The 14,568-nt window shown below is 35.5% G+C and carries 16 protein-coding genes; 3 read left to right on the top strand and 13 right to left on the bottom strand.

The genetic code is table 11. From position 1 onward, the window contains the following. Window positions 1–96: 96 nt before the first annotated feature. The 5 genes from FDO66_RS06465 to FDO66_RS06440 form a co-directional block, all read right to left on the bottom strand. A complete protein-coding gene (locus tag FDO66_RS06465; RefSeq protein WP_181444466.1) occupies window positions 97–612 on the bottom strand; it encodes an RNA polymerase sigma factor in 516 nt (171 codons plus the stop codon). Between the two features lie 46 nt (window positions 613–658). Then, window positions 659–2,854, bottom strand: coding sequence for a sensor histidine kinase (locus FDO66_RS06460; protein ID WP_141431795.1), 2,196 nt, complete (start codon window positions 2,852–2,854; stop codon window positions 659–661). Continuing rightward, entirely contained in the window at window positions 2,832–3,524 is a 693-nt protein-coding gene (locus FDO66_RS06455; protein ID WP_141431793.1) for a response regulator transcription factor, read from the bottom strand. The genes FDO66_RS06460 and FDO66_RS06455 overlap by 23 nt, the downstream gene beginning before the upstream one ends. A 320-nt stretch (window positions 3,525–3,844) precedes the next feature. Continuing rightward, window positions 3,845–4,387, bottom strand: a complete 543-nt coding sequence (locus FDO66_RS06450) for a GNAT family N-acetyltransferase (protein ID WP_141431791.1) — start codon at window positions 4,385–4,387, stop codon at window positions 3,845–3,847. A gap of 475 nt (window positions 4,388–4,862) precedes the next feature. Then, the gene (locus tag FDO66_RS06440) at window positions 4,863–5,411 is read right to left on the bottom strand and encodes a histidine phosphatase family protein (protein WP_395939753.1); all 549 of its coding nucleotides are present in this window, start codon (window positions 5,409–5,411) and stop codon (window positions 4,863–4,865) included. Between the two features lie 183 nt (window positions 5,412–5,594). Here FDO66_RS06440 and FDO66_RS06435 point away from each other — a divergent pair, with 183 nt between their 5' ends. Together FDO66_RS06435 and FDO66_RS06430 are read left to right on the top strand one after the other, a co-directional pair. Further along, on the top strand, window positions 5,595–6,095 hold the full coding sequence (locus FDO66_RS06435; protein ID WP_141431785.1) for a GNAT family N-acetyltransferase: 501 nt from the start codon (window positions 5,595–5,597) through the stop codon (window positions 6,093–6,095). A 319-nt stretch (window positions 6,096–6,414) separates the two neighbouring features. Further along, window positions 6,415–6,870, top strand: a complete 456-nt coding sequence (locus FDO66_RS06430) for a GNAT family N-acetyltransferase (protein WP_141431783.1) — start codon at window positions 6,415–6,417, stop codon at window positions 6,868–6,870. A 235-nt stretch (window positions 6,871–7,105) separates the two neighbouring features. On the opposite strand, the gene FDO66_RS06425 is transcribed toward FDO66_RS06430, so the two are convergent. The 5 genes from FDO66_RS06425 to FDO66_RS06405 all read right to left on the bottom strand — a co-directional run bounded on the left by FDO66_RS06425 (window position 7,106) and on the right by FDO66_RS06405 (window position 12,170). Further along, window positions 7,106–7,360 (bottom strand): DUF2164 domain-containing protein, encoded by a 255-nt coding sequence (locus FDO66_RS06425; protein WP_141431781.1) that lies wholly within the window; start codon window positions 7,358–7,360, stop codon window positions 7,106–7,108. A 105-nt stretch (window positions 7,361–7,465) separates the two neighbouring features. Further along, a complete protein-coding gene (gene gndA / locus FDO66_RS06420; protein ID WP_141431779.1) occupies window positions 7,466–8,875 on the bottom strand; it encodes an NADP-dependent phosphogluconate dehydrogenase in 1,410 nt (469 codons plus the stop codon). A 162-nt stretch (window positions 8,876–9,037) separates the two neighbouring features. Next, window positions 9,038–10,306, bottom strand: a complete 1,269-nt coding sequence (locus FDO66_RS06415; protein WP_141431777.1) for a DNA polymerase IV — start codon at window positions 10,304–10,306, stop codon at window positions 9,038–9,040. A gap of 196 nt (window positions 10,307–10,502) precedes the next feature. After that, window positions 10,503–10,973, bottom strand: coding sequence for a chemotaxis protein CheW (locus FDO66_RS06410; protein WP_141431775.1), 471 nt, complete (start codon window positions 10,971–10,973; stop codon window positions 10,503–10,505). An 81-nt stretch (window positions 10,974–11,054) separates the two neighbouring features. Next, entirely contained in the window at window positions 11,055–12,170 is a 1,116-nt protein-coding gene (locus FDO66_RS06405) for a tripeptidase T (RefSeq protein ID WP_141431773.1), read from the bottom strand. Between the two features lie 151 nt (window positions 12,171–12,321). Here FDO66_RS06405 and prli42 point away from each other — a divergent pair, with 151 nt between their 5' ends. Further along, window positions 12,322–12,426, top strand: coding sequence for a stressosome-associated protein Prli42 (gene prli42, locus FDO66_RS20740; RefSeq protein ID WP_258535630.1), 105 nt, complete (start codon window positions 12,322–12,324; stop codon window positions 12,424–12,426). Window positions 12,427–12,507: 81 nt separating this feature from the next. Here prli42 and FDO66_RS06400 read toward each other — a convergent pair whose 3' ends face one another. The 3 genes from FDO66_RS06400 to FDO66_RS06390 form a co-directional block, all read right to left on the bottom strand. After that, window positions 12,508–12,981 (bottom strand): L,D-transpeptidase, encoded by a 474-nt coding sequence (locus FDO66_RS06400; protein ID WP_395939752.1) that lies wholly within the window; start codon window positions 12,979–12,981, stop codon window positions 12,508–12,510. 127 nt (window positions 12,982–13,108) lie between these two features. Then, window positions 13,109–13,831, bottom strand: a complete 723-nt coding sequence (locus FDO66_RS06395) for an amino acid ABC transporter ATP-binding protein (protein ID WP_141431769.1) — start codon at window positions 13,829–13,831, stop codon at window positions 13,109–13,111. After that, entirely contained in the window at window positions 13,824–14,483 is a 660-nt protein-coding gene (locus FDO66_RS06390; RefSeq protein WP_141431767.1) for an amino acid ABC transporter permease, read from the bottom strand. The genes FDO66_RS06395 and FDO66_RS06390 overlap by 8 nt, the downstream gene beginning before the upstream one ends. Window positions 14,484–14,568 lie beyond the last annotated feature (85 nt).

Raw genomic sequence — 14,568 nt, 5'->3', positions numbered from 1 at the left:
TGAGATGAATTGAGCTTTTTTATATTAAAAAAGTATTACCGAAAAAAGATTTAACTATATAATAAATAACATAAACTTTCATAATGGCTATTAATGTTAAGCACTAATATGCACAAGAAACAATTGTTTTAGTTGTTTCCTTGCTCTGTAAATCCTTGTTTTAACAGTACTAGGCTTTAAGTTAAGGACGTGGGCGATTTCATTTTCCTTTAAACCATGCCCTAGCTTAAGCATAAGTACATCCTGATACTCAAAAGTTAAGCTCTTTATTGCAATATTAACTTGCTCCACCAACATTTCAACTTCTGCTTCCTCTTCCACGTTTTGTTTCATTTCTTTCCCTAGGCTTTCAAGCATATTCTGCTCCATCGGGATTCCTTTCTTTTTTCTTTCTCTACGCACAAAATCAATCGCAGTTCTAGTTGCAATCATGGAGAGCCAAGCACCTATTTTGCTTTCTTCTTCAATCGTTTCAACTTTCTTCAAGGCTTTTATAAACGTTTCGTGGACGACATCCTCTGCAATATAAATATCTCTTGTAATCGAATAACTTATATGAAACAGCCTTTTATAATACATACAATACACTTCTGAAAAATTTATAGTGCTCATAATATCACCGCTCCCCATCCAGTTCATTTAAAATAAAACCGCTCAGTTATTCCTCAAGGGTTAGAGAAATACAAACTTTAAATAAATCGCCATCCGTCTCAATATCAAGCCTGCCTTCATGAAGGTCTACAATAGATTTCGCAATAGCAAGTCCAAGGCCTGACCCTTCCGTATGGCGCGACACGTCACCGCGCTTGAACCGTTCGAATAGCTCATCACTATTTTCACTAAGCTCATATTTTGATACATTCTTAAACGTAATCATCGCTTGGCCATTCTTTGTCGATATTGTTATATAAACGCGTGAATGCTCCAGTGAATACTTAAGAATATTTCCAATTAAGTTATCAAAGACCCGCCATAGCTTTTTTCCATCAACAAGGGAATAAACTGGCTTCTCGGTATTTGTTACCCTAAACTGCAAGCTAGAGTCGTTTATGGTGTTATCATGTTCTGCAAGTGTCTGTTGCAATAGTTGAACGAGATCTACCTTATCTTTTGATAATTCAATATTACCGCTTGCCATTTTCGAAACTTCAAATAAATCATCAATTAATACCTTTAACCGCTTTGATTTCCGGTCTATAATTTCTAGATAGGCAGCTTTATCTTCGCTTGATAAATCTTTCGTTTTTAACAATTCGGTATACGTAATAATGGAGGTTAAAGGTGTACGCAAATCATGGCTTACATTTGTTATTAGCTCCGTTTTGAGCCGTTCGCTCTTTGCTTGTTCGCTTTGCGACGCTTTTACTCCTTGTTTTAATATGTTAATATTTCCAGCAAGCGTTGCCAGTACAGACTTCCCTGAAACCGGCAGATCCTGTCCTAAATTTCCAACAGACAGTTCATTCGTTTTTTCAAGGATTCGGTTAAAATACCCGATGTTCTTGACCAAGATGATCAAAATTGGAAGTCCTACAATTGCAAGCAAAATCAAATAAAAAAATTGAAAAATGGGATCAAAGATACTCATCGTGGCGGCTAATCCCAGCCCAAATACCGTGATCAAAACAAGAAACAGCTGCGTGCCTGTTCTTCGATTCAAAAAAGCTTCTTTAAGGCTGTGAATGGCTCTATTTATAATAGCCTCTTCCCATTCTTTTTTTGCATTTTTCCAATCCTTTGCTTCAGAAGTAAGGAATTTTCCCTGTATAAAAGTTAAGCCCCAAAGACAGGATGAAATAATCAAAAGGATACACGATTCAAAAGCATCATAAGAAATATCAATTACATATACTATTTGGGTAGATACAATATAAATAGAGATTATGGCTCCAATGCTTGTTAGGATGACAAAGAGTACTCTTAAGTCTATTGGAAGCTTGTTATAATAATGTCTCCATTTTTCAAATTCAGCAGGAATAAATTTCGATTTTTTTGCCAGATAAAAACATAAAATAAGAGCAATTATACTTGCCAAAGTAGAGACCAATAATATGACTTGAACCTGCTTATAGCTTTTATACGTGATCATGAATGAGTTGGATGATGATAAGGCTTTAGGAACTGCAATCTGGCCTACGATTTCTTCTGTCGTTTTTGAAAATAATGAATCGATTACCTCTTCATATCCGGTTATACTTATTGAATAATTCGGCAATGTATAATCTGTTACAAATAGCATGTTTTTTTCGTTTATTTTGTTTTTTGCTGCTTCATCCTCCGATAAATTTGTATAAACTTCACCGGTTTCGCTATTTTCAAAATAAAAACGGAATGCTTTTTTGTATCTCGAATAATCAGCGCGATACTGTTCCCGCACCTTATAGTAATCTTCCATTCTTTTTTCTTTTTCTTTTACAACCTTTGGTCTGACATACTCATCACTTTGAAAATTTTTCGTAATATCATCTATTTTCGAGTCTCTTTCGGCTAAAAAGGCTGCCTCTGCCTCTTTATTTCCCGAATCCAGAGCACCCTTGATTCGGTCTTCATACTGAGCTTTTATATTTGCAACCTGCGCTGACAGACCTCCATACCGATAACGATGCTCCTTAATGTCTTCATCTGTAACCGTTATTGATTTTTTCGCTTCCTCCAATGTTAGACTATTAATTTCAAACATGGTTATATAGGAGGCGAATTGATCGAGCTCGCTTTGAAATTCAGGCGTGTGGAAATAGTCTTGATGAGCATAATAACTGCCATGAGTAAAAAGAGATAAGAGCCCGCTTATTCCAAAAGTAAACAATATAGTCCACACAACAAAGATGGTTTTATTTTTCCATTTTGTATCCAATTCCCCATACCACCTTTAAATATCTTGGATTTTTTGCGTCAATTTCAATTTTTTCACGTATTTTTCGAATATGAACCGCGACTGTGTTCTCTGCGTTATAGCCATGCTCTTTCCATACTCTTTCGTAGATTTCGTTGATCGAGAACACCCTGCCTGCATTTGTCATAAGCAAGTCAACAATTTTATACTCAATTGGCGTCAGTTTCACAGACTCTCCATGAACTTTCACTTCTTTTGCCGCTTGATCTAACGTAAGACCATTTAGGTCAATCACTTTTTGTATTCCTTCAAATGTACCGAATGTTACATACCTTCTAAGCTGGGATTTTATACGAGCAACAAGTTCCATCGGATTGAACGGTTTTGTGACATAATCATCCGCTCCCACCTGAAGGCCTAATATTTTATCAGTGTCCTCACTTTTGGCACTTAAAATAATGATAGGAATGTTTTTCTCCTCGCGAATTTTATATGTAGCGGAAATCCCATCAAGCTTGGGCATCATAATATCTAAAATGATGAGATGGACTTGGTTCTCATTTAAAATCTCTAGAGCTTCAATCCCATCCTTTGCTTTTAACACCTTAACTCCTTCATTTTTTAAGTAAATTTCAATAGCATCCCGTATTTCTTTTTCGTCATCTACAACGAGTACACTATATTGATCCATTATTCCCCCTACTTTCTAACAATCATCTTTCATTATTTTAATAGTAAACGGAAAATCTTAACATTCCATTATTATAATTCTTAAGAATTTCTTAATATTTTTTATGTTGTACTTGATTGAAGTTTGGAAGGTCATCTCTATTGAAAAAGCGTTTTCTTCAATTGATCAGTCCTCAATTCCTTATAAAGTGTTAAAATGCAAAAAAGCTCAATCCTATCCTATGAGATGAATTGAGCTTTCTATTATAAACTGTATAAAGGTTTCTAAATAAGAATTGGGGAATTCCTTCCTAAATCCACCGTTAAGCCATAAGAGATTTTCTATTTATTCCATTCATCAGCTAGCATTCCATAAACAACATGATCAACATAATAGTCATATAACCATTCAGCTTGTCTAATTCTTCCTTCATTCACAAACCCTAATCTTTCTGGAATCCCTCTACTTTTTTTATTTTCTAACGCCACCCTAATTTCCACTCGATTTAGTTCTAAATCATTAATGGCATAATCAGTCAAAGTCTTCACTACTTTAGTCATAATCCCTTTACCTTGATATCTTTCGTCCAGCCAATATCCGATTGATGTATACTTATGAGACCAATTTATATTGTGGTATCCTGCCGTTCCTACAATTTCACCATTATATAGGATAACAGAGGTTAAACTTTGGTTATCAGCGTAACCTTTTAATGACAATTTAATAAAGTCTATAGTATCCTCAATTTTTGTTGTAACATCCAACCAAGGAAGCCATTCTCTTAAATATTCTCTTGAATGATTTGTTAACTCAAAAAGCCGATTTGCATCTTTTAATTCGATTAACTTTAATGAAAGCTCTTCATCAACTTTATGTATAAACATGTATTTCCCCTTTATTTTTATGTTTTGTTATTAATATATTAACATAATGAAATTGAATAAATTTACTTTTTAATAAATGTTACTTGAATAGAAAGCGTGAAGAAGGAAAGTCTTTTAAAGTAGCAGTAATTGCTGGAAGTAAGTTCTTTCATTGGGTTTTTATCCTTATGAACACCAGATCTACGCATTTCACATTCTTGAAGAAGGGGACTTCTAAGCTAATGTTAAAGCACGTTACTTTAGCTATATGCTAACTAGTATTGAATGGACAAATAATGATGCCAAAACAATCCCTATAACATATTTAGAAAAACATTTAAGTCTATCACTTTCAAATGTTTTATTTAACAAATAAAAAAAGCCGATTACCCAAATTCCATTTTGAAAAAAAGTAGAAATTATATTTCTAAACATATTGAAAATAAAAAATAAGTCCATAAAAAATCCCTCCTGCTCAAATGTTATTTTACTCAATTCATTTCCATAAACGTTCATATGTTACTATATTACTTTCTTTTTTTAAAAGAAATACGTCAGGGTTACTAAGATTTTGCCAATCATCAAATCCGAAATCTTTATTAATATAATTTAATAGTAATGACAATAAATTTCCATGTGTAACAATGATTGTATTTTCAATATCACTGTTAAACACTTTCTCAACTACTTTGACAATTCGTTTCATTGCCTCTTGGCTAGATTCTCCACCTTCAAATTTCAGTTTGGTATCCTCAAATGTTGCTCTTAGTTTTTCAAACCAATCAGGAAGATTTTTAGTGCTTAGTATACGTTCTGTTAATTGTCTATCAACCTCTATCTCAACATTTAATCGCTTTGCAAGTGGCTGAATAGATTGAATAGCACGCTTATATGGACTTGAAATAATACGGTCAATTTTAATATCAGAAAAAAATCCAGATAAATCTATCGCTTGTTTTAAACCAATATCAGTAAGCTGAGCTTCAGATGGCTGTCCTTCAGCCTCACAATGCCTTATAATATAAATTTTCTTCAAACAAACCACTCCAATAACTAGTTCTACGTCTACTGATTTCCCACAGTGTTTTAATCTTCTTTGTGCTAACTTGCCTTTTTTTCTGAATCAAAATATCAAAAATGTTTGACGGAATTTCTTACAAATATAATGAACCGCAACGCTTTTACATGTAAAATTAATATGATACTTGTTAAGAAAGGTGGAAGCCTTATGCTAAAAATAAGAGATGCGATCCTTAGTGATTTACCTTCAATGTTAGATATTTATAATGATGCTATCCGAAATCTTACGGCTACATTTGATTTAGAAGAACAAACTCTTGATGAACGTAAAAAATGGTTTAACAAATACGGTGGAAATTATCCACTTATTGTTGCTGAGCTGGAGGGAATTATTGTAGGATACAGTTGTTTGAGTAAATTTAGGGAAAAGCCAGCCTATTCCTATTCAACAGAATTGTCAGTGTATATATCATCAAAACATCAAGGTCAAGGAATTGGAAGTGCCTTGATGAACGAGATTCTAGGGCGTGCAGCCAAACTAGGTTACCACACTGTAATCGGTGGTATTACTGGCGGCAATGAAGCTAGTGTAAAACTTCATGAAAAGTTCGGCTTCGAATATGTAGGATGTTTCAAAGAAGTTGGCTTAAAGTTTGGAAAATGGCAGGATGTCCACTTTTATCAAGTTATGATTAATGAACAATCGTAAAACTGTTGAGGAAATTTCCCAACAGTCTTTCTCTTTACTTTATTTCATAACACTATCCAATTACATAATTTTACACTATTATAACATAAGGCTTATGGAATATTTTACATTAACCTTATTATAAAATTCAAATTGAATAAACCTGCTTGAGCACAATAAGAAGCCGGAGATTTCGCAACAACCTTATTTCGATGTCAACAGCCGTTAAACTGTGAAACCTTAAATTTAGGGGATAAATATTAATCTAATATTATGAAGTTATGGGAGTAAACTGAATCCACTAGTAATAAAAAAAATAGAGAGAAAGGAAAGGGTTTTTATGGAGATAAAAAAAGATGATTTAACTGGTCCTGAAGTAGCTGAATTGTTGATGGATCATCTACATAGTATGGCACAGCATTCTCCTCCAGAAAGTATACATGCACTTGATTTAGAAGGATTGCGAAAACCAGAAATTACATTCTGGAGTGCATGGGAAGGAGAAGATTTGGTTGGCTGCGGCGCACTTAAAGAACTTGATGATCAACATGGCGAAATCAAATCAATGAAAACTTCGCCATTACATCTGAGAAAGGGGGTTGCAAAGCGACTCCTTCAACATTTAATCGAAGAAGCCAGACGACGCGGCTATCTTAGGTTAAGTTTAGAAACAGGCTCAATGGCTGCTTTCGAACCAGCTAGAAGGTTATATGCAAATGTAGGTTTCCAATATTGCAAGCCGTTTTCAGATTACATAGAGGACCCAAATAGCGTGTTTATGACAATGGAATTATAAAGTGAAACTTCAATCAGTGGGGTTTTTTTCATCCCCCACTGATTGTTAGTTGAACCAATCGGGCTTTTACGGGCAGTTATCCCCCACCTAGGAAACCTCGTTTACACTCATTACTTTGAGGAGGGGGTCTTACTGCCCGTTAATGCGGGATAAGATCATTAAGACCGGTCTGTTCGACCGGTTGAACGTCATAATTAAATATTCTCTATAAAGCCACCACAGCTACATAAGGACTTTAATCTCTTCTGTGTAAAATAGGTCTTTCTAGAGACTGTATATCCTCTTCTAAACTCATCATTTTCTGCTCACACACCTCTTTTGCGTCTTTTACACCTTGGTTATAAAAGTAAGGACCAATATTTTTAATCACAAAATCAAGAAGATTTTCTGCTGCCAGATCACCAATTTCTTCTGACCGTTCATTATAAAAAAAGACTTTCAAATTATCGATAATAAGATCTTTATTTTCCTTTGGAAGCTTTATATACATTTCATCCTCCCCTTTACATTTATAGCTACAGAAAGCTCAAACAAGGCTTCAAAAAGCATCTATTAAAAAACAGCGCTCTTAAATAGAACGCTGTTTTTCTTATGATTATTTCATCCAGTTTGTATGGAATACGCCTTCTTTGTCAACACGTTGGTATGTGTGAGCACCGAAGTAGTCTCTTTGTGCTTGTAAAAGATTCGCAGGTAATGTTTCTGTACGGTAGCTGTCAAAGTAAGATAATGCCGCAGAGAAGCAAGGTACAGGGATACCATTTTGAACAGCAACTCCAATGATGTTGCGAAGTGCATCCTGGTAGCTTTCTACGATTTCTTTAAAGTATGGATCAAGCAATAAGTTTTTCAAGCCAGGGTCAAGATCATACGCATCTTTAATTTTTTGTAGGAATTGCGCACGAATGATACATCCTCCACGGAAGATCATCGCGATTTCACCGTATTGCAGATCCCAATTGTACTCTTCAGATGCTGCTCTCATTTGTGCAAAACCTTGCGCATATGAACAAATTTTACTCATGTATAAAGCTTTGCGAACAGATTCAATGAAAGCTCCTTTGTCGCCTGTGAATTCTTTCACTGCAGGTCCTTGTAGAAGCTTGCTTGCATGTACACGCTCTTCTTTCATCGCTGAAATAAAGCGAGCAAATACAGATTCAGTAATAATTGGAAGTGGAACGCCTAAATCTAATGCGCTTTGGCTCGTCCATTTACCAGTTCCTTTTTGACCAGCTGTATCTAAAATAAGATCCACTAAAGGTTTTCCAGTTTCTTCATCTTTCTTTGTAAAGATATCAGCAGTAATTTCGATTAAGTAGCTGTCAAGCTCACCTTTATTCCAGTCTGCAAACACTTCGTGGAACTCATCTGAGCTTAATCCTAAAACGTTCTTTAAGATAAAATAAGCTTCTGAAATTAATTGCATATCGCCATATTCGATACCATTGTGAACCATTTTCACATAATGGCCAGCACCATCTGGACCGATATATGTTGTACAAGGCTCTTCATCTACTTTAGCAGAGATATCCTTGAAAATAGGGGCAACTAGCTCATATGCTTCTTTTTGTCCACCAGGCATGATAGAAGGACCTTTTAATGCGCCTTCTTCACCACCCGATACACCTGTTCCGATAAAGTGAATGCCTAACTCACTTAATTCTTTGTTACGGCGCTGTGTATCAACGAAGAATGTATTTCCGCCATCAATTAGAATATCACCTTTATCTAGATGAGGTTTTAATTGTTCAATTGTTGCGTCAGTCGGAACGCCCGCTTTAACCATTAACATAATTTTGCGAGGTTTTTCTAATGAATCAACAAACTCTTCAATAGAATATGTACCTACAATGTTCTTACCTTCTGTTTCACTTAACACTTCTTCTGTTTTTTCTTTTGAACGGTTATAAACAGAAACAGTATATCCTCTGCTCTCGATATTCATAGCAAGGTTTTTCCCCATAACCGCTAATCCAATAACACCAAACTGTTGTTTCGTCATTTGCTTTACGTCCTTTCTAAACTTGTATATCTTATATTTGAACGACTACCACTTTATATTGATAGAAGAGCCCACTTTACTTTATCAAGATTCTAAATCATATGCAACTGATCAAACTTCTATCTATATTATTTATTTTAACTCTTTTTAACTTGTTTATCATCAATTATTGTCGAATTCATGAAAATTTTTTTGAACATTTGCTTCCGAGGAAGAAATTTTCACATCATTTTTATTTGCATCTAAATGGGAGCCCGCAGTTTCAATGATCAATTCACCATATTTTTTTCGAAGCTGATCAAGCGTTTGAAGTAGTGGTTCTTTTTTTGCATCACCTTCATATGAAAAAAGATCCAGCTGCTTCACAGCATGATCATGATCCATTACATCTGTTCCAGTAATTCCGAGTAATCGAACAGGATTCCCATTCCAATTCTTTATAAAAAGCTCTTTCCCATACAAAAAAATCTCGTCTTCTTGATGGATTGGATTTACAAGCTTTTTACTTCTTGTAATAGTTTTACGATCCTTATAGCGAATCACTATTCCGATCCCTGTTGCAAAAACTCTTTTTCTTTTTAAACGAGCAGACACTTTTATAGCAAGCTCTTCTAATACTTGAAGAAGCTCCTTTTGGTTAGCTATGTCTTTTGGTAGGGTTGTAGAATGGCCAATGCTTTTAAACTCTTGTGCAGCTTCAGGATCAACTAATCGTGCATCAACGCCATTTGCTCGTTCCTTTAATTTTAAACCATTGATTCCAAGCAAGCTTTTTATTTGAAACTCACTTGTTTTTGCTAAATCCTCAATGGTTCGGATTTGAGCTGCTCTTAATTTTTCTCCCGTTTTCTTTCCGATCCCATGCATCTCTTCAACATCCAACGGCCAAAGGACTTGAGAGATATCTCTTTTTCGTAAAACGGTGATTCCCATTGGTTTTTTCATATCTGAGGCCATTTTGGCTAAAAATTTGTTTGGAGCAATTCCAATACTACAAGGTAAATCAAGTTGTTCAAGAATTCTCTTTTGAATTGTATTCGCTATATATAAAGGTGAGCCAAAAGACTTGCATTCTGTAATATCTACATACCCTTCATCAATCGAAACAGGTTCAACTAGTTTTGTATATTGTCTAAGAATCTCAAACATCCCTATAGAGGCAGCTCGATAACGCTCAAAATTAGGTTTTTTTACTATGAGGTGAGGACAAAGCTTTTTTGCTTCCCATAATGGCATCGTTGTTTTCACGCCGAAGCGACGTGCTTCATAGCTGCATGTAACAATGATCCCCCGCCGCTCAGATGCGTCTCCGGCGATGGCTAAAGGCTTTCCCTTTAAGGAAGGATCATAAGCCATTTCAACTGACGCAAAAAAACTATTCATATCAACATGTAAAATGACTCGCCCTTTTTTTGGATACATTTCATCCATGCCGACACTTCCTTTTTCAATCTCGCTTTTTAGCAGAAATCGGTTGCTTTTATCCTATATGTTCACATTTGAACAAACTGTACAAAAAAATGCCTTACTTTATTATAGCATAAAAAAAGAGTGTCCCACTTGAAACAGACACACCCAAAACTTTGAGATTGGCAATCGTCTATTGCTTAATGGAACACCTTTTGTTCTATACATATTCTTGTATATATTCTTCGATCTGCTTCATATCTTCTAATGACGTAAGAAGCTTTAAAGGATCAATGATTGTAATAAGTCTTGAACCTAAATTAGCAATGCCGGAAATATATGGCGTTTGTATATTTACGATCAAGCTTACCTGATTAATTTGCTCTGAAGAAATTTCTAAAATCTCTTTCGCTTCATTAACAGCAATGCTCGCTTTCATTGCTTCTTGATCTGTTTGAATCACAATTAGCTTTGTTGTATCACTCACTTCAATTCTTTTGTGATAAAGAATGCTTTCAAAATCTAGAACAGGAATGAGCGTTTCACGTACCTTTACAATTCCCATAATCGATTGTGGTAATTGAGGAATCGTGTTAATCTTTTCAGCTTTTTCAATTGAAACAACCCAACGAATCGGAAAAGCATATTCTGCATTTCCAATTGAAAACACAACAAATTTATTCATTTCCATCTGCGCTCTCCCCTCATTGGACAAGAAGTAACGTACATCGCTTCCTTCCCCAGTTCTACATTTGCTATTTTTTTAAAAAAATTAATGAACTACTTCCTCTATTATAGCTAAAACCATTTCAGCCAGTTTATTTAATTCTTCAATTGGCATTTTTTCATTTGTCGTATGTATTCCTTCATAGCCTACTCCTAGAACAATCGTAGGAACTCCAAATCCAGAGATAACATTTCCATCACTGCCTCCCCCACTTTGAATGAGTTCACAGCTTCGGCCAATTTTTTTTGATGCTTTTTGAGCAATCTCTACAACTTGATCTTTTTCAGAGAATTTAAATCCAGGATAGACAACCTCCACTTCAACCTTTGCTTGCCCACCCATTTCACTTGCTGCTCCTTCAAAGGCTTCTTTCATTTTTTGAACCTGTTTTTCCATTTTATCAGGTACAAGTGATCGAGCCTCAGCTAAAATATCTACTTGATCACAAACGATATTTGTTTGACTTCCTCCTTCAAACCGGCCAATATTTGCTGTCGTCTCTTTGTCAATACGTCCAAGCGGCATTCTTGAAATTGCTTTTGAAGCAATGGTAATGGCAGAAATGCCTTTTTCTGGTTCAACTCCTGCATGAGCTGTTTTGCCTAAGAGCGTCGCTTTAATTTTCGCTTGAGTTGGGGCAGCAACCACAACAGTACCGACTTTTCCATCACTATCTAACGCATAGCCGTATTTCGCTTTAACTAAACCAGGATCAAGCGCTTTTGCACCAACAAGCCCTGACTCCTCCCCAACGGTAATGATAAATTGAATCGTACCATGAGAAAGTTTTTGCTCTTTTAATACTTTTATCGATTCAAGAATGACAGCAAGGCCTGCCTTATCATCCGCACCTAGAATCGTGGTTCCATCGGTTACAACATAACCATCCTTTATTTCAGGCTTTACACTTTTCCCTGGAACAACCGTATCCATATGCGATGTAAAGTAAATTGGATCAGCTTCAACTGTCCCTTCTAAAGTGCATATTAAATTTCCAGCACCGTGTCCTGTTTTTACAGCGGCATCATCTTCATAAACGTCTAAGCCTAATTCCGTTAGCTTTTGTTTCAATACTTTGGAAATTTCTTGCTCAAATTTTGTTTCAGAATCAATTTTGACTAGCTCAAGAAATTCATTTAATAATCGTTCTTGATTGATCATCCTATTGACCTCCTATTTTTCCCTCACTATTTCAGTATACCTTCCAATGATTTCAACTTCAATGAAAGGAAATATCATTTTTTCTTGCCAGTCATCGGTTGTTCAAAAGACATTTTCTTAGTAAAATAAAGGAGTGCAATTTGTTTAAGGAGTGAAAACATTGAAAAATAAAAAAGGACAAAAAATCGTCGTTTATTTAATGATATTTATTATGCTTGTCTCTACGCTTCTTATTGGAGCTTCTATGTTTTTTTAAAAAAGAATGAGGATGTCCCATATAAATGTTTGACATCCTCTACAATCAACAATTATCACTATTCATTGGTTCATCCTCAATTTATTGAATCGCTCCATATTCCTTCCCTAAATCCTGAAAAGCTTCTGAAGAAGATATGATTAATATTTTTGTACCTAATGGGATTAAATCGTACAATGACTCAACAGCCTCATTTTGCATTCGAATACAGCCTTGTGATACATAGCTTCCGATTGATGCTGGGTTGTTCGTCCCATGGATACCGTAAATTCTTCCATCTGTTCTTTCTGCATCAAACCCAATCCATCTCGTTCCTAACGGATTTTTCGGGTCACCGCCTGGAATATTCTTTTTGCGATAATAAGGATTTATTGCCTTCACGGTCACTGTAAAAAGTCCTTCAGGTGTCATTTCCTTTGTTTTTCCCGTTGCGACACTAACAATCGTTTGAACTCTATTTTCATGAATAAAGGCCACTTGATTAAGTTGTTTATTGACAATAATAAAAGGGTCGCCTTCGATTGGATTTGGACCTAAAGGCCAAATGGGTGACATTGTAAAGACGAATAACATAGAAAGAAAATATTTTAACATAAGAACACCATCTGTTATTGATCTAATTTTTCTGTCAGTTAAAGATAAGGTGTCCTAAGTTTTCTAGATTATGCTAATTTCTAATACTTTACAGAATTTTTTCCAAGAACTCTTTTGCCCTATCACTTTTCGGATTAGAAAAAAATGATTCAGGACTTGCATCCTCTACGATCTTTCCCCCATCTAAGAAGAGCACCCGATCCGCTACCTCACGCGCAAATCCCATTTCATGAGTAACAATGGCCATTGTCATCCCAGTATGGGCAAGTGATTTCATAACATCTAATACTTCCTTTACCATTTCCGGATCAAGAGCTGAAGTTGGTTCATCAAATAACATTACTTTTGGATCCATCGCTAATGCTCTTGCAATAGCGACCCGCTGCTTTTGTCCGCCAGATAAACGATTCGGATATTGCTTTGCTTTTTCTGATAAGCCTACTTTTTGAAGAAGTTCCATTGCCATTTTTTCTGCTTCAGCTTTCGGCATTTTCTTCACCTTTATCGGTGCATACGTTATATTTTGCAATACCGTTTTATGAGGAAATAGATAAAAATGCTGAAAAACCATGCCAACATTCTGCCTGATTTTCATGATATTTGTGTTTGGATTGGTTATTTCTGTGTTACCAATATATATAACTCCCTTGGTTGGTGCCTCTAATAAATTTAAACAACGTAGAAAAGTAGATTTACCAGATCCCGAAGGGCCAATAATAGCAACTACCTCTCCTTCGTTTATTTGAGTACTAATTCCATTTAAAACTTCTAATTTACCGTATGATTTATACAGTTCTTCAACTTTAATCACTTTTTCTCATTCTCCTTTCAAGAGATTTTCCTAAAAGGGTTAAGATAGAAACGAGTATATAATAAACAAGCCCGGCGATAAGCAAAGGTTCAAAATAAGAATACTTGTCTCCACCTACGATATACGCTCTTCTCATTACATCGGTTACTCCTATAACTGTTACAATCGCTGATTCCTTCGTTAAGGAAATAAACTCATTTAAGAGAGCAGGCAAAATATTTTTTAATGCTTGAGGTAAAATGATATCCAGCATTGTGAACCTGGAAGGAACACCAAGCGCCATTGCTGCTTCACTTTGACCTTTATCAACCGCAAGAATACCCGCTCGAATAATTTCAGAAATATACGCAGCTGAATTTAGCCCAAAAGAGAGGATGGCCGCTGTTGCTGGTTCTATTTGATAACCGATTACTTGTGGCAATCCGTAATAAATGATCATCAGCTGCAAGACAAGGGGAGTTCCACGAAAAATAGACGTATAAGCATCCGCCAAAAATGTTAAAACTTTGATCTGACTAATTTTTAATATGGATAATATTATTCCAAAGATAAAACCAATTACCCCAGCTAAAGAAACAATTTTTAGCGTAACTCCAAGTCCTTTTAATATGTAAGGAATCGTTGGAATAATCGGTTGAAAATCTAAACTCATATCGATATTCAATCCTTTCTTTCAATACTCATTTACATATGGGCAAAAACGCTCAGGGGATTTCCCGCTGAACGCTTTACATTTC

The organism is Bacillus sp. 03113, from assembly GCF_006546985.1.
Classification (GTDB): Bacteria; Bacillota; Bacilli; order Bacillales; family Cytobacillaceae; genus VATK01.
The sequence above is the reverse complement of the archived record's forward strand: the minus strand, read 5'-3'. Positions and strand labels throughout refer to the sequence as shown.